The organism is Streptomyces sp. MST-110588 (assembly GCF_022695595.1).
Classification (GTDB): Bacteria; Actinomycetota; Actinomycetes; order Streptomycetales; family Streptomycetaceae; genus Streptomyces.
Map to the genome: position 1 here is coordinate 3,730,349 of NZ_CP074380.1, position 19,265 is coordinate 3,749,613.

Here is a 19,265-nt window from a genome sequence, read left to right on the forward strand (position 1 = left end):
GGAAGCGTCGTCGTGAGCAGCAGGCCATCCCGAGGCGCTGCTCGCCTCGCAGCCATACTCGACGCCCTGCCCGACGCGCTGTTGCTCGTCAACTGCAACGGCACGGTCGTCAACGCCAACACCATCGCGCTGGAGACGTTCGAGGCTCCTGGAACCGCCCTGGTGGGCCGTGGGCTGCTCGACCTCCTGCCGTCCTTCGACTCCAAGCGCATCCCCGGTTCCATGCGGCGCCGGGACGAGGAGATGGACGGCCCCCGGACGAAGCCGACGCGGATGGTCGCGCGGCGCACCGACGGCACCGAGCTGCTGGTCGAGGTCACCAGCGCCAACCTGGAGGACGGGCGCACCCCGTACGAGTCCGCCTTCGAGGCCGCGTACGCCGATCACCGCAACGGGTACACCGGCGACGAGCTGCTGATGCTGGTCGTACGGGACCTGACCGGGACGCTGGACACCGAGACCGAGCTGGCGCGTCAGCAGCGGCAGACGGAGATGATCCTGCGCGCGGCGGCCGAGGGCGTGGTCGGCGTCGACGACGAGGGCAAGGTCGTCCTGGTCAACCCCTCCGCGGCCCAGATCCTGGGCTACCGGGCGAGCGAGCTGGGCGGCCGGGAGCTGCACCCGCTCATCCACCACTCGCGGCCGGACGGCTCGCCGCTGCCGTGGGAGGAGACGCCGCTGGCGGACACCCTGAAGTCCGGGCGCAAGCACCGGGTTCGGGGGCAGGTGCTGTGGCACAAGGACGGCCGTTCGGTCGCGGTGGACCTGACGACGGCGCCGGTACGGGACGGGGACCAGCTCGTCGGCGCGGTGATGACCTTCACCGACCGGCGGCCCTATGACGCGCTGGCGGCCCGCCACGCGCAGTTGCTGGCCGTCCTGGACCAGTCGCTGCGCGGTCCGCTGGAGGAGCTGAAGGCCGAGCTGAGCACGCTGGCGGCCGATCCGGCAGGCCAGTTGTGGCCGGAGGCGAACCAGATCCTGCACCACCTCGCCGCGGGCTACACCCGGATGACGACGCTGGTGGACAACGTACTGAGCTTCCAGCGGCTGGACGCGGGCCGCGAGCGGCTGAAGCGTACGAAGGTCTCGCTGGACGATGTGGTGGCGGCGGGCGTGGAGGGTGCGGTCGAGCTGATCGGGCCGGGCCGCGCGCAGTTCGCCGTACACGCGCCTCCCATAGAGGCCGAGGTGGACGCGGAGCGGATCGCCCAGGCGCTGGCACATCTGATCGCGGATGTGGCGGGTGTGGACGCCACGGGCAATGCGGGCGGCGGCGGTACGGGTGCCGCGCGCAATGCGGGCCGGGCGAGCGGCACGGCGTCTGCGGCGGGTGGGGCTGGTGGGACCGGCTCGGGGGCGGGCGCGCGCGCCGGGACCGGTGCTGGTGCCGGGGCCGGGGCCGGTGCTGGGGACTCCACGATCGTGGTCGCGGCGGCCAAGCGCGGTGACGTCGTACGGATCGAGGTACGCGGGCCGTACGGCGGCGGCGACCCGGTCCATCACCCCATCGTGCGCGGGATCGTGCGGCAGCACGGCGGCGTGCTGCAGACGCACGAGGTGCCGGGCGCGGGCGGCAGCTCGTACGTACTGGAGGTGCCGGTCACGGCGGACGGCTCGGCCGCGACCGGGGACCGGGCACGCGAGGCGACCGGGAACGAGACGACCGTGATGCCGGTGCCCGCCGAGCGGGCTCGGGGCACGGACGAGGGCCGGGGCGGGGGCCAGGACGCGGGCGCGGGCGCGGCCGGAGCCGTGGGGGCGGCCGGGCGGGGCGGGCGGCCTGTGCCTGTGCCGGGTACGGGGCGGGGCCCGACTGCGGGTGGTCGTGGTCACGGTGGGCCGGACGAGTCGGCCGGTGGGGTCGAAGGTGCGGCGCCGGGGGCTTTGGGGGTTCCGGGCTCTTCGGGTGCTCCGGGTGCTTCGAACTCTTCGCGTACTTCTGACGCTTCTGGGGCGTCGGGGTTTGACGGGGCTTCGGCTGCGGCTGGCGCGGTCGGCCGGGACTCGGCGGGCGGGGTGGAGCCGGCGAACGCGGCGGGGAACGCCGGCCCCGGTGCCTCGGAGGACATGCCCTCCGGGCGTCGGCGCGCACGGCACTCCGGCACGCCGGGACAGCGGCCGGACGAACAGCGGCCGGACGAGGACACGCCTCGTGCGGGCGTACCGGGCACCGGTGTGCCAGGTACCAACGTGCCAGGCATCGGCGTTCCGGGCATCGGCATTCCCGGTATCGGTATCCCGGGGCAGAACACCGGTCCGCACAGTGGCGGCACGGCCTCTTCCGGCCCCCGGCCCGGCGCCACGGGGCAGGCCGGGGCCGACGGGCCCTCCGGAACCGGAAGCGGTACGGGGGGTGGCCGCCGTCCTCTGGGTCAGGTGCCGAACGCCCGTACGGCGCCGGGGGTTCACGGTTCAGCGGCGGATTCGTACGGCGGTGTCGCCCCGCGCCACGACCAGGAGCACGACACCGGCGCAGGTACCGGCACCGGCACCGGCGCGGGCCACGGTGGCGGCGGCCGGCCCGGCATGAGTACGGAACCGGGGCCGGGCGGCGCCGGGACCGTACCGCCGAGCGGGCGGCGGCGCGGACAGCCGGAGGCGGCCGAGGACAGCGCGCTGTCCTCGCTCCCGGCCGGGCTGGGTGGCGAATCCGTCCAGGGGTCCGCGGTGGCCCACCCCGGGGCACCGGCGCAGCCCACCGGCCGGCGGGCGCGCCGTCCGCTCGCCGACGCGAGCGAGCGAGCGGTGCCCGGCAGCCGGCAGCCCGCGCACCAGCCGCTGCCCTCCCCCGCGCAGCCGCACACGCCCTCTCAGGTGCCTGTTCAGCAGGTGTGGCAGGCGGGGCAGGCGAAGGGTGCGTCGCCCACCGGCTCGTCTTCCGATCCGTCCACCGGCTCGTCCCCCGGTTCGTCCGCCGGCTCCTCTTCCGGTCCGTCCGTCGGTGGCCGTACGGCGTTCGCGCTGCCGCCCGCCGCCGCGGACCAGACTCCGGAGTCCCTGGCGGCGGCGCTGCCGACCGTGGCCGGCCAGTTGCCCGCGCAGGCGGCCGGGCCGCAGGACGACGGCGTGGGCACGGGACGGCGCCGGGCGCGCCGGGCCGTGGCCGAAGGTCCGGTCGCGGGCGGGTCGGGCGATGCGGCCATGCCGGGGCAGCCTGCCGGTGCCCTGAATTCGGCGCAGGCGCAGGGCGGTTGGGGCTCCGAGCCGACCGGACGCCGTCGTGCACGGCGGGCCGCGGCCGAGGAGCGGGCTGCGGCGGCGATGGCCGACACGGAGTCGACGGGAACGTTCGTCGCGGGTCCCGAGGGCCTGGTCGCCCACCCGGCCGGGCCGGTGCCCGGACCGGCGACCGGACCGGGCACCACCGGCAACGCGACGGGTACGGGTGCGGCTACAGGTACGGACACGGGTACGGATGCCGAGGCCGGGCCCGGGGTGGGCGGCGAGGCCGGACCTCTCGCCCGTACGGCCTCTGAAGGCGCCATGGGCACGGTTCCCGGCGAAGAGCACGGGACGGCGCCCGGCGACCTGTCGAGGGCCGGGGACCCGGTGCCCGCTCCCACGGGCCGCCGGCGCGGCCGGCCCAGCCCGGTCGAGGCCCCGCAGGCCGCCGAAGCCGCTCAGGCCACTCAGGAACAGGCGACGGCCCGGGACCCGCAAGGACCGGTCCAGGGCCAGGGCCAGGGTCAGAGCCAGAACCAAGGCCAGGCCCCTGGCCACGCCCGCCGACAGCCGCCGCCTCAGCAGCCACAACAAGCACAGCAACCGCAACACGGTCAGCACGCACAGCACGGACAGCAGGCACAGCCCCAGCCACAGCCGTCCCAGCCCCAGCCACCGCGGGCGAGCGCTCATCCGCAGCCACGCCCCCTCGGCCACGGCCCGGGCCAGTCGGCGCCCGAGCCCGAGGAGGAGGGCGCCGGGCCGGCCGCGAGCCAGTCCCACGGCCGTGCGTTCAGCGTGCGTACGCTCGGCCAGGGCGCGCCGTTCGCCCAGCACCTCTCCGACCGGCAGCACCCGGCGGCCCCCGGCGGTACGCCCGTACCCGGCGCCGCACCCGCCGGTTCCGGCCGCCGCCGTAAGCTCGCCGCGCCTCCGCAGGAGGACGACCGTACGGGCGCGGCCGACGCCGTACCCGGTGAGAACCGCCCCCACCCGCACGCGGCCGGCCCCCGCCCGGCCCCGCACGCCCCCGCCCCGGGCGCGCCCCTGCCACCGGACCAGCAAGCCCAACCGCAAGCCCAACCGCAGCCACAGCCCCAACCACAAGCGCACCCACAGCCACACCCGAACGCGCCCTCGCACCTCCTGGACCCCTCCGAGGGCCGCGCCTTCGCGATCTCCGCGCCCGACGACGGCAGTGAGGGCCCCGAGCCGCTGGACGGCCCGAACGGCGCGGTCGAGGTCGTGGACCACCAGCCTCCGCCGATGGACGACGAACTGCCGCCGGAGCCGCTGGACAACCCGCGCCGGCTGCTCGTATGGCCCGCCCCGGACGCCTCCACGGAGCAGGCGCTGACCGACCGCGGCTACCGCCCGGTGATCGTCAACTCCCGCGAGGAGGTGGACGCGCAGATCGCGGCGTACCCGGCCGCGCTGTTCATCGACCCGCTGACCGGACCGATCACCCGTACGGCCCTCCAGTCGCTGCGTCAGGCGGCGGTGGCGGCCGAGGTCCCGGTGCTGGTGACGGCCGGGCTCGGGCAGGCGACCCGGGAGGCCGCGTACGGCGCCGACCCGGCCGTACTGCTCAAGGCCCTGGCCCCGCGCGACAGTGAAATGCACCCGGCCCGCGTGCTGCTGGCCGAGGAGAACGACGCCATCGCCGGTGCCCTGACCGCCTCGCTGGAGCGGCGTGGCATGCAGGTCGCGCGGGCCGCGACGGACGCCGATGCGGTCACCCTCGCCGCGCAGATGCGGCCGAACCTGCTGGTCATGGACTTGATGCAGGTACGCCGCCGACGGGCCGGGATCGTCGACTGGCTGCGCGCCAACGGCCTGCTGGCCCATACGCCGCTGGTCGTCTACACCTCCGCCGACCTCGATCCGGCGCAGCTTCCGCAGCTCGCCGCGGGCGAGACCGTGCTCTTCCTGGCAGAGCGCTCGACCAGCGCCGAGGTACAGACCCGGATCGTCGACCTGCTGGCCAAAATCGGCACAAACTAAGCAGACCAAGCCGAACAAACCGAACGAACCGAACAAACCACCCCGGTACAGACAGCCCGCGGCGGCGATCAGTCCTCGGCCGGCCAGTCCCAGCCGAGCTGGAGAAACATCCCGAGGCGGTCGCTGACGGCCCGGATCCGCGAGATCCGGCCGTCGGTGACCGTCAGGATCCAGATCTGCTCGACCTCGAAGGAACGGCGGGTGGGCTCGGGCATCCGGGGGTGGAAGCCCGTATGCGTACCGCTGACCAGCAGTCGGGCCACCACACTGGCACCCTCGGCAATGAGTTCCTGGGGCCGCATCCGGGCGTTGCTGAAGGCGTCGAGCTGCTGGCGGAAGCCGTCGAAGGCCGCGCCCGGCTCGTCGGCCGCGCCCACAATGATCTTGTTGTGGTCGATGACGTCCCGCGCCATGTACCGAGGGAGGTCGTCGAGCCGCCCCTCGCTGAGCGCCTGGAAGAAGCCGGCCGCCACCCTCTTGTTCTCCTCTAGACCCATCTGGCCCATCCTTACGCCGTAAGTAACGTGGAAGCCGCTACGATGAACTTACGACGTAAGAAAGTCAAGCGGTCCACCGACAACGGCGAGAGCAACAGCGGCAGGCAAGGAGCACCCCACGATGACCCCGAAGCGGAAGCAGGGCGAACGGGCCGGCCTGACCAGGGAACAGGTCCTGGACGCCGCGCTGGCCCTGGTGGACCGGGAGGGCGCCGCCGCGCTGACCATGCGGCGGCTCGGCTCGGAGCTGGGCGTCGAGGCGATGACCCTCTACAACTACGTTCCCAACAAGGCGGAACTGCTCGACGCTCTGGTGGAACGGGTCTGCACCCAGGCCCTGCCGCCCGAGCCGGCGCAGGTGTCGCCGGACGTGGACTGGCGGGGACTGCTGCGCGGGTACGCCGACTCACTGCGGCAGGCACTGCTGCGCCACCCCAGGATGCTGCCGCTGGTGGCGACCCGTCCCGCGGTGACTCCGGCGACGCTGGACGCGGTCGAGCGCGGCCTGCACGTACTGACGGCCGTGGGATTCCCCCTGGGGCGCGCGGTCGACGCCCTCAACGCCCTGACCCTCTTCGTCGTCGGCCACACCGCCGCCGAGGCCGGCATCGGCGGCGGGGAGGGCGGCCGGGGCTCGGTGCAGTGGCTCGCCGGCCTGGATTCCGCGCGCTATCCGCTCGTGGTCGAAGCCGCGCGGACCGGCGCCGGAGTCGATGACGCGGCCCGCTTCGACTTCGCCGTACGGGCCCTGCTCAACGGCTTCTCCCCGGCCGCCGACACGCCGAGCCCCGACACCCCACACCCCGAGGCCCCCACCCACCACACCCCCTGAGCGCCGCCCCCTTCCCCCTCACCCCAACCCCCTCACCCCAACCGCATCACCCCAGCCGCGTCACCTCCATCTCCCCCTCCGCGTACCACCGCCGCAGCACCTTCTTGTCGAACTTCCCCACGCTCGTCTTCGGCACCGCCGCCACCAGCGCCCACCGCTCCGGAACCTGCCAGCGCGCCACCCGCTCGCCCAGGAACGTCCGCAACTCCTCGTACCCGGCGCTCGCGCCGTCCCGCAGCACCACGGTCGCCAACGGCCGCTCTCCCCACTTCTCGTCCGGTACGGCCACCACCGCGGCCTCCGCGACGTCCGGGTGCGCCATCAGGTGGTTCTCCAGCTCGACCGACGAGATCCACTCGCCACCCGACTTGATGACGTCCTTGGCACGGTCGGTCAGCGTCAGATAGCCGTCCGGCGTGATCGTGCCGACATCGCCCGTACGCAACTGGCCGAGCGCGGTGAACTTGTCCTCGGGCCGGAAGTCCGCCCCGTCCGCCCCGCCGTAGTACGCGCCCGCGATCCACGGCCCGCGCACCACCAGCTCACCGGTCGACTTCCCGTCCCAGGGCACCGTCTCGCCGTCCGGCCCGATCAGCCCGGCCTCGACGGAGGCGGGGAAGCGGCCCGCGGTGATCCGGTAGCGCCAGGCGTCCTCGCCCTCCACACCGGCCGGCGGGTGGGCGATACAGCCCAGCGGCGAGGTCTCCGTCATGCCCCACGCCTGAACGACCCGCAGCCCGTGCCGCTCCTCGAACGCCCGCATGACGGACGGCGGGATCGCCGAGCCGCCGCTGACGACGGTCTTAAGGAAGGACAGATCGCGCGGCCGGGCGTCCAGTTCGGCCAGCAGCCCCTGCCAGATGGTGGGCACGCCCGCCGTGACCGTGGGCCGTACGGACTCGATCATCTCGGCGAGCGGCGCGGGCTGCAGGAAGCGGTCGGGCATCAGCAGCGAGGAGCCCGCCATGAAGGCGGCGTGCGGCAGACCCCAGGCGTTGACGTGGAACATCGGCACGACCGGCAGACAGATGTCCGCGGGCGTCAGCCCGAAGGACGAGGCCGCGTTGACCTCCATCGCGTGCAGATAGACGGAACGGTGGCTGTACGTCACACCCTTGGGATCACCGGTCGTCCCGGAGGTGTAGCACAGCGCCGCCGCCTGCCGCTCATCGATCTCAGGCCAGTCGTAGCGGCGCGGCCGGCCCGCGATCAGCTCCTCGTAGTCGTGTACGCGCGGCCGGCAGCCCTCCAGAACGGAGCGGTCCCCCGGCCCGGCGACGACGACGTGCTCGACCGTCGGCAGATGCGGCAGGAGCGGCGCGAGCAGCGGCAGCAGCGTGCCGTTGACGATGACCACCCGGTCGGCGGCGTGGTTGACGATCCACGCGATCTGCTCGGCCGGAAGCCGCAAATTCAGGGTGTGCAGCACGGCCCCCATGGACGGCACCGCGAGGTACGCCTCCAGGTGAACGGAGTTGTTCCACATCAGGGTCGCGATCCGCTCGTCGCCCCGCACCCCCAGCTCGTCGTGCAGGGCGTTGGCGAGCTGCACCGAGCGCTCACCCACCTCCCGGAACGTACGGCGCTCCGGCTCGGCCTCCCCGGTCCAGGTCACCACCTCCGCCGCACCGTGCACGAGCGCTCCGTGCACGAGGATGCGGGTCACTGTCAGCGGTACGTCCTGCATCGTGCTCAGCACCGGTGGCCTCCGGAAAGATCAGGTTTACGCGCGGGTAAGGAACCCTGATTCTTTCGCCGTATCTCCCGGTAAGTCACTACCTCGCGCGAGCTACTCAGGCCGCCACCGCGAGGTCCGGGTCCTCCCGGAGTTTGGCCAGGGCGCGGGAGACGGCGCTCTTGACCGTGCCGACCGAGACGCCCAGGACCTCGGCGGTCTGGGCCTCGCTCAGGTCCTCGTAGTAGCGCAGTACGACCATGGCGCGCTGGCGGGCCGGGAGGCGCAGGACCGCCCGCCACATCGCGTCGCGCAGCGCCTGTGCCTCGGCCGGGTCGGGGGCGGGTATGGGGTCCAGCTCGGGGATTTCCTCGCACACGTACTCGTCGACCTTGCGCTTGCGCCACTGCGAGGTACGCGTGTTGACCAGGGCGCGGCGTACGTACCCGTCCAGCGCCCTGTGGTCCTCGATCCGTTCCCACGCCAGGTAGGTCTTCGTCAGTGCCGTCTGCAGCAGGTCCTCCGCATCGTTCGGGTTCGCGGTGAGCGAGCGGGCGGTCCGCAGCAGTACCGGTCCGCGGTCGCGTACGTACGACGAGAACGACGGGAACACAGCGGCGGTGGAGGCGCTGGTGCACACTGGCGTGGTCATGGCTCCACGCTAAAAGTGCGGGGGGTCGCCATGGATCGGCCCCAGGTGCCGAAGCGTTCTCCGTCTCAAGTTGTACGGGTGGGGCGTACCCCACCTTCTCAGGGCGTACGGGCGGTGATCGTCCCCTAGGGTCTCCCCGTCGGCGGCGGTGCTTCCTACCTGATCACCGCGACCGGGGCGTCCACTTTGTTTCGGTCGATGTGGAGCTTGCGTCCGCCGTGTTTCTCCACCACGTTGCCCGCGTACTGGTGGATCCGCCGGTGCGGGCGCCAGCCCTGGCCGGACAGCTCCGGCTCCCCGTACAGCGAGGGCTTGCCGTGCCAGCGCGCGAACCACATCACGGCGGGCAGGTCCCCCACCCCGGAGCGCCGGGCCTGTTCCAGGTGCCGCACCCCGGAGTCGGCGCTGCCGTAGAAGCCGGGCAGGTATCCATGGTGACGCACCTCGCGGCTCCAGCCGCGGACGAAACGCAGCGTCGCGCGGGCGCACGGCTTGGAGTTCAGTTTGTACGCCTCCATGTCCAGGTAGATCGGGCTGCCGCCGGCGATACCCAGCGGCCGGGCCCGGCGGATCGCGTCCCGGGCCTCGGCCTCGCCCTGCCGCCACGGCCGGCTGCCGATGGTGTGGTGCCGGCGGTCCTTGCCGACGACGCACGGGGCCTGCGAACCGACGTAGAGGGGCAGGACGTACCAGCCCAGGCGGCGGGTGGCACGCATCCAGGCGTGGCTGAGGTGCGACTGCTTCTTGCAGGACCGGCCGCGGCCACCGTAGTAGACGCCGATGGCGCGGTACTTGGAGTGCTTCCACGCCCGCAGGGTGCGCTGGGAGGGGGTGTTGCAGGTGTCCAGGCCCCAGCCCCGGAAGATCTTGGGCGAGTCCAGCGCTGCGCGGTCCGATACGCCCGAGCTGTTCAGTACGCCCGCGCTGTTCGGTACGGCCGAGCTGTTCGGTACGGCCGAGCTGTTCGGTACGGCCGCACGGACCGACGTGCCTGCCGGGTCCGCCGGGGACGCTGCCACGTACGGCGAGCCCGTCCCGTACGAAAAGGGTGCACCGCGCGGCGTGTGCGGGCCGGTCCGCCACGCGTCGGCCGTCCGGCCCGGCTGGTCCGCCCGCCGGGGCAGCGGCCCGGCGACGGCGCCCGGCTCCACCCCGGCCATCAGGGCGACCAGGGCGGTGAGCAGCAAAACGCCCCTTCGGATGATCCTTTTTGTCGATCGCATAGGGCGAGTGAAAGGGTCCGGCCCGGCCGAGACCGGACGGACACGCCAGCTTTTACCGTTTTACCCGCTTTCAGCCGTCTGCTGGAGGGGGCGCGGTCGGTTCTCCGCCACCCGCCGTCAGCCGCCGGGCACTCTGCCGACGGCCTCCATGCGCCCCGCCGTCAGCCACCGGGCGCCCCGCCGTCAGCCGTCCGTGCCGAGGACCAGTCCGGAGGTCGGTACGCCCGTCCCCGCGGTCACCAGGACCCGTGCGGCGCCCGGTACCTGGTTGACGGAGGTGCCGCGGAGCTGCCGTACCGCCTCCGCGATGCCGTTCATGCCGTGCAGATACGCCTCGCCGAGCTGCCCGCCGTGGGTGTTGAGCGGCAGCGCGTCCGCCGCGACGAAGCCGGCCGCCTCACCCCGCCCGCAGAAACCGAACTCCTCCAGTTGCATCAGCACGAAGGGCGTGAAGTGGTCGTAGAGGATGCCGACGTCGATGTCGGAGGGACGCAGCCCGCTGGTGCGCCACAACTGCCGTGCCACCACTCCCATTTCGGGCAGACCGGTCAGGTCGTCGCGGTAGAAGCTGGTCATCTGCTCCTGCGCCCGGCCCGCGCCCTGCGCCGCCGCGTGGATCACCGCGGCCGGCCGCGCCAGGTCCCGGGCCCGTTCGACCGAGGTCACCACGAGCGCCTGGCCGCCGTCGGTCTCCTGGCAGCAGTCCAGCAGCCGCAGCGGCTCCACGATCCAGCGTGAGGCGACGTGGTCGGCGAGGGTGACGGGCCGCCCATAAAAGTACGCGGCGGGGTTGCGGGCCGCGTACCGGCGGGCGGTGACGGTGACATGCCCGAACACCTCGGGAGCCAGTCCGTACGCGTACAGGTAGCGCTGTGCGGCCATGGCGACCCAGGAGGCGGGTGTCAGCAGGCCGGCGGGCAGGTTCCAGCCGAGCGCGACGCCCTCGGCAGACGGTTCGCGACGCCGTACGCCGGCTCCGAAGCGGCGGCCGGAGCGCTCGTTGAAGGCGCGGTAGCAGACGACGACCTCGGCGACCCCGGACGCCACCGCGAGGGCCGCCTGCTGGACCGTGGCGCAGGCCGCGCCGCCGCCGTAATGCACGCGGGAGAAGAAGGACAGCTCGCCGATGCCGGCGGCCTGCGCGACCGTGATCTCCGGGCTGGTGTCCATGGTGAAGGTGACCAGCCCGTCCACGTCGGCGGGGGCCAGCCCGGCGTCGTCCAGGGCGGCGCGTACGGCTTCCACGGCGAGCCGCAGCTCACTGCGGCCGGAGTCCTTGGAGAACTCGGTGGCGCCGATGCCGACGACGGCGGCCCGGCCGCCGAGCGAGTCCGCGGCGCGCAGGCTCATCGGGCTGCCTCCGGCTTCGGTTCCGGTTCTGGCTGTGGCTGCGGCTCCCGATTCGGCTCCGGCCCCGCCTCCGGGAGGGTGACCGTGATCGTTCCGGTCACGTGGGGGCCCAGGCTGTTCATGCCCACGATCCGTACTTCTGCCGTACGTCTGCCGTCGTCGCCGGTGTCGTCGCCGGTGCCCCCTTCCACCGCCGACCTGGTGACAGTGCCCCGCAGTACCATCTCGTCCCCCGGATAGTTGGGCACGCCGAGCCGGATGGCCGCCTTGCGCAGGACGGCTCCGGGACCCAGGCAGTCGGTGACGTAGCGGCCGACGAGCCCGTTGGTGGTCAGGATGTTCATGAAGATGTCCGGGGAGCCCTTGGCGCGGGCGGCCTCGGCGTCATGGTGCACGTCCTGGTAGTCGCGGGAGGCCACGGCTCCGGCGACGATCAGCGTACGGGTGACCGGTATCGCGAGCGGCGGCAGCTCGTCACCGGCCGGCGTCGCGGGCGGGGCGGCGGGCTCCGCACCGGATTCGGCAGGGGTTTCCGACCCCGCCGCCGCCACGCTCCCCATATCGTCTTCCGCCCCGGCTGCCGCCCCGCCTTCCGCCCAGTCTTCCGTGCCGCCTTCCGCCCCGGCTGCCGCGGTGAAGACCGGCAGCTCCCATTCGCCGTCCACCCGGCGGAAGTCCAGCCGTACGGGCATCCCGATCCGCACCCGGTCGTACGGCACACCGACCACACCGGCGACGATCCGTACCCCCTCCGCCAGCTCGATCAGCCCCACCGCGTACGGCCCCGTGCCGCCGGCTGACGAAGCGGGCAGGGCCGGGTGGTGCACCACCACGTACGAATAGACCGTTCCCCCGCCGCCGGCCGGCACCGTGTCCCACTTCTGCGAGCCGCAACTGCCGCACCCCGGCAGCCAGGGGAAACGCAGCGTCCCGCAGCCGCAGCACCGCTGGATGAGCAGCTTGTGCTCGGCGACGCCGTCCCAGAATCCCGCGTTGTCGCGGTTGACGACGGGCCGCGGCCGGCCCCCGGACCCACCGGCACCGCGCTCGGCACCCTCGCTCCCGCCCTCGCCGGCCCCCGAACGGCCGTCTCTGCGCCCGCCCTTCGCCACCGGCGCGTACTTCAGTATCCGGAAGCGATGCGTCCCGGCCGGCACCCCCCGGGCACGTATCTCCATCCGGGTCGTGATGAAGTACCCGGACCCGAGCTTGGTCGTCTTGCGGGCGGAGACCGACTCGATGACGGCGTCGAAGGTGACCGTGTCCCCCGGGCGCAGCGGCCGTAAGTACTCCTGCTCGCAGTCGGTGGCGACCACGGAGGCGTATCCGGCGGCGTCCAGGAGTTCGAAGAGTTCGTCGTACGCCGCCGAGCGCCCCGTAGCGTCTGCGTGGTCTGCGTGGTCTGCGCGGTCTGCGCGGTCCGACTGGCCCGAGAGGCCGCCCATCGTCCAGACCTGGAGCATCGTCGGGGGCGCGATGGCGTCCGGCCCCCGGTAAGCGGGGGAGGCATCGCCCATCGCCTCGCACCAGTGTCTGATCATCGGCGCGTTGACGGGGTCCTTGCCCACCCCCGCCGTCACCGCGGCCTTCCCTTCGAACAGCTTCAGCCGCTCATGGAGCCCGTCCGTCCGCGGCGCCCGGTCGTCCACCGCTGCCTCCCCGCCCGCCGCCACCCGCGCGGGCGCGCGAGTGAGAGGGTTTCTGACTGTCCGTCAGAAACCCTCTCACTGTCAAGGCCGCCGCGGCGGCCCGCTGCGGGCCCCGCGCCACCCTCAGGAACGCAACGTCACCAAAGGGTGGTGAAGTTGATCGTCGTGGTGGTCTCGTCGATGTAGGCGAAGCCCACGTCGTTGAAGTTGTAGATACGGCTGTCGTTCGACGCGCCATAGCCGGTGGCCGACTGCTGCGAGGTGGTGGAGTTGCCCTCGTTGTCGTCGGCGACACCGGAGCCGAGCACGCCCGCCGCGGAGGCGTTCGACCCGTGGTTCGCGTAGCCGCCGTTGTCAGCCTGGGCTACGCCGGTGAAGCAGGCGGCCGCGAGGGGGAGCGCTGCCAGCGAGGCGAAAACGCGGGTGCGGGTGCTTGCCATGACTATTCCTCCTACGGAACACAACTCGAGTTCGGTGAGAACTGCTTGGTGGCGCAGGGCGGTTGGCCGGCCGCCCTGCAAGACGCTTCACGACGTCGCGCAACCAGATGTGCCCAGCGGGACTCCGGCGATACCACCCATAGGCTCCGTTTCCCCCGCAAGTATGAATATTGGGGGCAACTGCATCCAAGCGCGCAATATCTCATCGCAACCCCACAATTGCGATGAACCACCCTCAGTGCAAGCGGCGCACCGGTTCACCATCTTTTCGATCCATTTCATCCCCCCTCTGCCCTCCCTCTCGCAGCCCCGTTCCACCCCTTCCGGGAATCGAACTGGCATACGAAAATAGACCCATGGCCTCTTCCTCACGCCATGCCCGGACATCCGCCGCCCGCCCCCGCCGGCCCGGAAACGACCACGCCACAGCCCTGACCCACGCCCTCGTCGCGGCCGGCCGCGGCTACGCCGTACTCCCGCTGACCCGTACGAAGCTGCCGGCCCTGCGCTCCCCGCACCGCCCCATGCCCGGATCGGCCATTTGCCACGGGGAGTGCGGCCGGCCGGGGCACGGCGTACACGACGCGAGCAGCGATCCGCTGACCGTCCGCCGGCTCTTCGCCGCCGCCCCGTGGGCCACGGCCTACGGCATCGCCTGCGGCCTGCCGCCGTACCACCTCATCGGCATCGACCTCGACACCAAGAACGGCGCCGACGGCCTGACCGCCCTGCGCCTCATCACCCAGGAACACGGCTTCGCACTGCCCCCCACGGTCACCGTCCGCACGCCCTCGGGAGGCCGGCACCTCTGGCTCTCCGGCCCGGCCTCACCGCCCGCCCCGCCGGTCCCCAACTCCGCGGGCCGCCTCGCCCCGGGCATCGACATCCGCGGCGCCGGCGGCTACCTGGTCGGCCCCGGCTCCCTCACCGCCCGCGGCCACTACCGCCTGGTCCCCGGCTCCCCCCGCACCCCGGCCCCCGCCCCCATCCCGTTCCTCTCCCTCCTGACCGCACCCCACACCCCCACCCCCGACTTCCCTCATCCCTCCGCACCGGTCCCCTCCTCCGCCCAGGCCCTCGTACGCTTCGTCCGCACCTCCCCCATCGGCCAGCGCAACGCCCGTCTCTTCTGGGCCGCCTGCCGCGCGTACGAATCCGGCCTCGGCCAGGAACTGGCCCCCGCCCTCGCCGAAGCCGCCCGCCGCACCGGCCTGACCGACCGCGAGGCCCACACCACCATCACCTCCGCCGCCCGCCCCCGCCCGCGCCCCGCCCACCGGTACTGATCGCAGCGGTACGCGGCCGAGCCACCTCGCCGGAAGACTTGCCGGAAGAAACGGGTGGTCTGCTTGACGTCCGCGGATGGTCCGTGGTGGCCACCGTCCTGGGAGAAGGGCTGCGTTACGAAGGGCGCGAGGCGTGCGGGTGCGGCAAGGACCCCAAGTACCGACCGCGAACGCGCGCCGAACTACGGGTACGGCAGACCGCTGCCGCAAGAGACGCACTGCCGCTGTCCGAGACACTGGCCCGCCCGGGCCCCTTGACCCCGCCGGCGAACTGAAGGTGTCCGGGCCGGCCTGGCTGAATCCGCGGTGAGACGAATGGCGAGAGGGGCACCCGGGTGGTCCGGGCGCCCCTCTCATCTGCGGTTTTTACCGCGTGGGCGGAGGCTGTGGGATTTGAACCCACGGTGAGGGGTTACCTCACGACAGTTTTCAAGACTGTTCCCTTAGGCCGCTCGGGCAAGCCTCCCCGCGCCGCCGGTGGAGTGGTGGCGCGGGGATCAGACTAGCGCGTCACTTGTCTCCCGTGCGCTGGTCCAGGGTGACCTGGGCGGTGTGCTCCTTGCCGTCGCGTACATATGTGAGGGTCACCCGGTCGCCCGGCTTGTGCTGCCAGATCTCGCTGATCAGGGTCGGGCCGCTGTCGATGACGGTGTTGTCGAGCTTGGTGATGGTGTCGCCTGGCTTGAGGCCGGCCTTGTCGGCGGGGCCGCCCGGGGTGACCGGGGCCGAGCCGTTGGTGCCGGTGCGGCTGATCGTCGCGCCGTCGCGGGAGTCCTTCAGGCCGACCTGGACGCCGATCTGCGGGTAGATCGGCTTGCCCGTCCTGATCAGGTCGTCCGCCACCCGCTTGGCCTGGTCGATCGGGATCGCGAAGCCCAGGCCGATGCTGCCGGACTGCTGGCTCTCGCCGCCGAAGCCGCCTCCGCCGCCCGCCGACTGGATCGCGGAGTTGATGCCGATGACATTGCCGCCGGCGTCCATCAGCGGACCGCCGGAGTTGCCCGGGTTGATCGAGGCGTCGGTCTGCAGGGCGCTCATGTACGAGGCGCTGCTGCCGCCGCCGTCGCTGGAGGCCACCGGGCGGTCCTTGGCGCTGACGATGCCGGTGGTGACCGTTCCGGAGAGGCCGAAGGGGGCGCCGATGGCGATCGTGGCGTCACCGACCGCCACGTTGGCGGACCGGCCCAGCGGCAGCGGCGAGAGGTGGGCGTCCGAGGCGTTCTTGAGCTTGATGACGGCCACGTCGTACCCCTGGGCCCGGCCCACGACCTCGGCGTCGTACTTCTTGCCGTCGGAGAACGTCGCGGTCAGCCTGCCGCCCTCGGCCGCGCTGGCGACGACGTGGTTGTTGGTGAGGATGTGGCCCTGCTTGTCGTAGACGAAGCCGGTGCCGGTGCCGCCCTCGCCGCTCGCGCCCTGCGCCTCGATCGTCACGACGCTGGGCAGCGCCTTCTGCGCTATGCCGGCGACCGAGGTCGGCTTGCGGTTCAGGGCCTCGGGGTCGCCGGAGGCGCTGACGGTGGTCGAGCTGTTGGTGTCGCTGCGGCCGGCGGCCCAGAAGCCGATGCCGCCGCCGATGCCGCCCGCGACCAGCGCGGCCACCAGGACCGCGGCGATCAGGCCGCCGTTGCGGCGGGGCTTGGGCGGGGGCATGGGGGCGCCCCATACGGCGGTGGTGTCACCGTCGCCGCCCCCGCCACCGCCGTACGGAGGGGGCGGGGGGCTGCTCCAGCCGCCGGTGGCGGGGGTGGCGGTGCCGACGGCGGCGGTCGGGGTGCCGGGCGCCGGGGTGCTGTGTGCCGGCGTACCGTGCGGCGGCTGCGGCGGCTGGTCGGCGCCCTGGGCCGCCGTGGGTGCGAAGCCGGGCGCCGGGGGCGCGTCCGAGGGCGGGGCGGCGGGCGGAGCCGTGGGCGGAGCAGCGGGCCGGTCCGCGGGGGCGGAGGCCGTCGTGGAGGGCGTCTGCGGCGCCTGAGGGGCTTGCGGCGGCGCGGCGGGCGCGGGAGGCGCGGTGGGGGCGGGCGAAGGCCGGGTGCCGGACTCCGGGGCGCGCTCCGGCGCCCGCGGCGCGGTCGACGGCTCGGCCTCCGAGGGGACGGCGGCTCCCTCGTTCTCGGTGCTCACGGCTCTCTCCTCAGCTTCACGACGGTTCCGGCCCGCGGCTCACGCTCGGGCACCGGTCCTTATCCGTATACCGGCTCCTGTACCGGATATCGCATACGGAGTTTCACCTATCCGGTGTGTCCGGTGTACGAGCGCCCCGGACCCTGAAGGACGGCCGGCTGTCTCCAGCCTTTCCCACGGTGCGTCAGAGCACCGTAAGCCGGGGCTGTGACTGTCCCCTCATCCTTTATGTCGGACAATTCGGGCGCATCTGGTGGTATGCACATCAGGTGTCGCTCAAGGTCCGGACCAGCGGCCGGACCGGGGGCCGGCCGGCGGGCCCGCCCGGCGGCGTACCCAGTGGCTCGCCCGGCGCACTGCCCGGCAGCGATGGCACGATAACGCGGTGACCACTGCGCGCCCGGCCCGGGACGACCGTCCGGGGCCGCCCACCATTTCCGTCGTAGCCCATCGTGGCGCGTCCGAGGACGCGCCGGAACACACCCTCGCCGCGTACCGCAAGGCCATCGAGGACGGTGCCGACGCACTGGAGTGCGATGTCCGCCTCACGGCCGACGGCCATCTCGTCTGCGTCCACGACCGCCGGGTCAACCGCACCTCCAACGGGCGCGGCGCCGTCTCCGCCCTGGAGCTGGCCGACCTCGCGGCCCTGGACTTCGGCTCGTGGAAGGAGGGCGCCGACGGCACAGCGCCACAAGGGGCCGGCGGGCGGGGCGCCGACGGCGCGTACGGCGGGCCCGGCACGTACGACACCGCCGAGGCGCCCGACCGGCAGCACGAGGACCCCGAGCGCACGTCCGTCCTGACCCTGGAGCGGCTCCTGGAGCTCGTCACGGACGCGGACCGCCGGGTGGAGCTGGCCATCGAGACCAAACACCCCACCCGCTGGGCGGGCCAGGTCGAGGAGCGGCTGGTCGAACTGCTGGAGAGATTCGGCCACACCAAGGGAACCGGCGACCTGCCACCGCCCGTCCGCGTCATGAGTTTCTCCGCCCGGTCGCTGCACCGCGTCCGGGCCGCGGCTCCGGAGATTCCCGGTGTCTATCTGATGCAGTTCCTCACCCCCCGTCTCCGCGACGGCCGGCTGCCGCCCGGCGTACACATCGCGGGGCCCGGCATACGGATCCTGCGCGCCCATCCCGAGTACGTCGCCAAGGCGCACCGCGCGGGCCACCAGGTGCACGTGTGGACCGTGAACAGTGAGGCGGACGTGGAGTTGTGTACACGTCTGGGAGTGGACGCAATCATCACCAACCGCCCGAAACAGGTACGAAGCCAGCTCGGCCTGGCCTGAAGGCCATTAGAAGGCCATTACAGGGAGTGCACCGGCGCATTCGAGCCGTATCGGCTCGGCGCGAGTGCGTCGGCACGCAAGGATTGGCCGGTTTCCGGTCCAGTCCAATGGGGCATTCATCCGGTGGCGTGGGGCAAAGGAGGTCTCGGGGGTGGCGTTGGTGGTGGCACAGAAGGTGCCGGCGTCGTCGATCATGGCCGTTCCCCATGGTCCAGCGGGCGTGGGCTCGGCCAGACGTCGTCTGCGCGACGATCTGCTGGCAAGTGGCATTCAGGGCGGCGTCGTCGATGACGCGGTCCTTATTCTTTCGGAATTGCTGAGCAATTCGTATCGGCACGCGCGTCCGATATACGCGAACGGCGCACCGGATTCCGTACGGGCCCCCGTACCGGACTCCATATGCGGCCCCGCACGGGATTCCGGGCCGGGCGCCGCGCGCGATGCGGCGGCGGAGCCCGTACCCGATTCCGTACGGGCTTCGTGGCGTATCGACGGACAGGGGCAATTGACCGTTTCGGTCACCGACGGAGGGGGTCCCACCCGACCACTTCCGGCCACTCCTTCGGTCACCGCGCGCGGCGGCCGGGGTCTTGCGATCATCCGGTCCTTGGCCAAGGACTGGGGAGTGCATGACAGTGAGGGAGAAGTGACGGTCTGGGCCGTCCTGTCGGTGCACGACGCGTTCGCTGCCCGCGTGGACCTGGCGCCGGCTCCCCTCGGCGGGGAAACGGCACGCCCGACCAGATTGCCGAACGGGGTGCCCAGACCCCTGCCGAACGGCCTGCCGGGAGGGCTCTCTCCCGCGCTGGCGGCCGAACTGGCCCTGGCGGACCTGGAAGAGCCCGCGTGAGGGGCTGTAGGAGGGGTTCTGAATGAGGGGCTCTGTATGAGAGGCCGCATGAGGGGCTCTGTGGCTCTGTGTGAGGAGCTGCCGAGGCTCCGCATGGAGGCTCGTGCGGGGGCTCCGTAAGGGCCCTGCACAGGGTTCACGTAAGGGCTTCACAGGGGCCCGCGCAGAGGCCGCGCGGGCCCCTGTGGCACGACCGGTCGGCGCACTGCCGCCCGTACGGCCACGGC

The 19,265-nt window shown here is 72.7% G+C and carries 12 protein-coding genes, 1 tRNA gene and 1 pseudogene; 5 read left to right on the forward strand and 9 right to left on the reverse strand.

All coding sequences use genetic code 11. The features are described 5' to 3' along the window. Nucleotides 1–12 precede the first annotated feature (12 nt). Nucleotides 13–5,169, forward strand: a complete 5,157-nt coding sequence (locus KGS77_RS16390; protein ID WP_242582165.1) for a PAS domain-containing protein — start codon at nucleotides 13–15, stop codon at nucleotides 5,167–5,169. Nucleotides 5,170–5,237: 68 nt separating this feature from the next. Here the strand turns inward: KGS77_RS16390 and KGS77_RS16395 are convergent, their stop codons facing one another. Next, the gene (locus KGS77_RS16395) at nucleotides 5,238–5,666 is read right to left on the reverse strand and encodes an ester cyclase (RefSeq protein WP_242582166.1); all 429 of its coding nucleotides are present in this window, start codon (nucleotides 5,664–5,666) and stop codon (nucleotides 5,238–5,240) included. Nucleotides 5,667–5,787: 121 nt separating this feature from the next. Here KGS77_RS16395 and KGS77_RS16400 point away from each other — a divergent pair, with 121 nt between their 5' ends. Further along, a complete protein-coding gene (locus tag KGS77_RS16400) occupies nucleotides 5,788–6,498 on the forward strand; it encodes a TetR/AcrR family transcriptional regulator C-terminal domain-containing protein (protein ID WP_242582169.1) in 711 nt (236 codons plus the stop codon). Between the two features lie 46 nt (nucleotides 6,499–6,544). Here KGS77_RS16400 and KGS77_RS16405 read toward each other — a convergent pair whose 3' ends face one another. From KGS77_RS16405 to KGS77_RS16435, 6 genes and pseudogenes are all read right to left on the reverse strand, one after another. Continuing rightward, the gene (locus KGS77_RS16405) at nucleotides 6,545–8,197 is read right to left on the reverse strand and encodes a long-chain fatty acid--CoA ligase (protein ID WP_242582171.1); all 1,653 of its coding nucleotides are present in this window, start codon (nucleotides 8,195–8,197) and stop codon (nucleotides 6,545–6,547) included. A gap of 94 nt (nucleotides 8,198–8,291) precedes the next feature. After that, complete coding sequence (locus tag KGS77_RS16410; protein ID WP_242582173.1) at nucleotides 8,292–8,825, reverse strand: SigE family RNA polymerase sigma factor; 534 nt, start codon at nucleotides 8,823–8,825, stop codon at nucleotides 8,292–8,294. A 155-nt stretch (nucleotides 8,826–8,980) separates the two neighbouring features. Continuing rightward, entirely contained in the window at nucleotides 8,981–10,012 is a 1,032-nt protein-coding gene (locus KGS77_RS16415) for a DUF1906 domain-containing protein (RefSeq protein ID WP_347404499.1), read from the reverse strand. A 219-nt stretch (nucleotides 10,013–10,231) separates the two neighbouring features. Then, on the reverse strand, nucleotides 10,232–11,398 hold the full coding sequence (locus KGS77_RS16420) for a lipid-transfer protein (protein WP_242582175.1): 1,167 nt from the start codon (nucleotides 11,396–11,398) through the stop codon (nucleotides 10,232–10,234). 629 nt (nucleotides 11,399–12,027) lie between these two features. Further along, nucleotides 12,028–13,071 (reverse strand): annotated as a pseudogene (locus KGS77_RS16430) (OB-fold domain-containing protein); the annotation flags it as partial. Between the two features lie 113 nt (nucleotides 13,072–13,184). Beyond that, a complete protein-coding gene (locus tag KGS77_RS16435; RefSeq protein ID WP_242582178.1) occupies nucleotides 13,185–13,487 on the reverse strand; it encodes a hypothetical protein in 303 nt (100 codons plus the stop codon). 356 nt (nucleotides 13,488–13,843) lie between these two features. Here KGS77_RS16435 and KGS77_RS16440 point away from each other — a divergent pair, with 356 nt between their 5' ends. Next, complete coding sequence (locus KGS77_RS16440) at nucleotides 13,844–14,773, forward strand: bifunctional DNA primase/polymerase (protein ID WP_242582185.1); 930 nt, start codon at nucleotides 13,844–13,846, stop codon at nucleotides 14,771–14,773. A gap of 378 nt (nucleotides 14,774–15,151) precedes the next feature. Here the strand turns inward: KGS77_RS16440 and KGS77_RS16445 are convergent. After that, nucleotides 15,152–15,239, reverse strand: a tRNA-Ser gene (locus tag KGS77_RS16445). Nucleotides 15,240–15,283: 44 nt separating this feature from the next. Continuing rightward, nucleotides 15,284–16,894 carry a trypsin-like peptidase domain-containing protein gene (locus tag KGS77_RS16450; RefSeq protein WP_242582187.1) on the reverse strand — a complete coding sequence of 537 codons (1,611 nt, stop codon included), beginning with the start codon at nucleotides 16,892–16,894 and terminating at the stop codon, nucleotides 15,284–15,286. A gap of 385 nt (nucleotides 16,895–17,279) precedes the next feature. Between KGS77_RS16450 and KGS77_RS16455 the strand changes: the two genes are divergently transcribed. After that, nucleotides 17,280–18,188, forward strand: a complete 909-nt coding sequence (locus KGS77_RS16455) for a glycerophosphodiester phosphodiesterase family protein (RefSeq protein ID WP_242582190.1) — start codon at nucleotides 17,280–17,282, stop codon at nucleotides 18,186–18,188. Nucleotides 18,189–18,339: 151 nt separating this feature from the next. Next, complete coding sequence (locus KGS77_RS16460) at nucleotides 18,340–19,038, forward strand: ATP-binding protein (protein ID WP_242582193.1); 699 nt, start codon at nucleotides 18,340–18,342, stop codon at nucleotides 19,036–19,038. The last annotated feature ends 227 nt before the right edge of the window (nucleotides 19,039–19,265 follow it).

Bases quoted from the DNA above. Each gene is read 5' to 3' on its own strand.
- KGS77_RS16395 (WP_242582166.1), bottom strand. From the start codon at position 5,666: ATGGGTCTAGAGGAGAACAAGAGGGTGGCGGCCGGCTTCTTCCAGGCG.
- KGS77_RS16400 (WP_242582169.1), top strand. From the start codon at position 5,788: ATGACCCCGAAGCGGAAGCAGGGCGAACGGGCCGGCCTGACCAGGGAA.
- KGS77_RS16410 (WP_242582173.1), bottom strand. From the start codon at position 8,825: ATGACCACGCCAGTGTGCACCAGCGCCTCCACCGCCGCTGTGTTCCCG.
- KGS77_RS16420 (WP_242582175.1), bottom strand. From the start codon at position 11,398: ATGAGCCTGCGCGCCGCGGACTCGCTCGGCGGCCGGGCCGCCGTCGTC.
- KGS77_RS16435 (WP_242582178.1), bottom strand. From the start codon at position 13,487: ATGGCAAGCACCCGCACCCGCGTTTTCGCCTCGCTGGCAGCGCTCCCC.
- KGS77_RS16440 (WP_242582185.1), top strand. From the start codon at position 13,844: ATGGCCTCTTCCTCACGCCATGCCCGGACATCCGCCGCCCGCCCCCGC.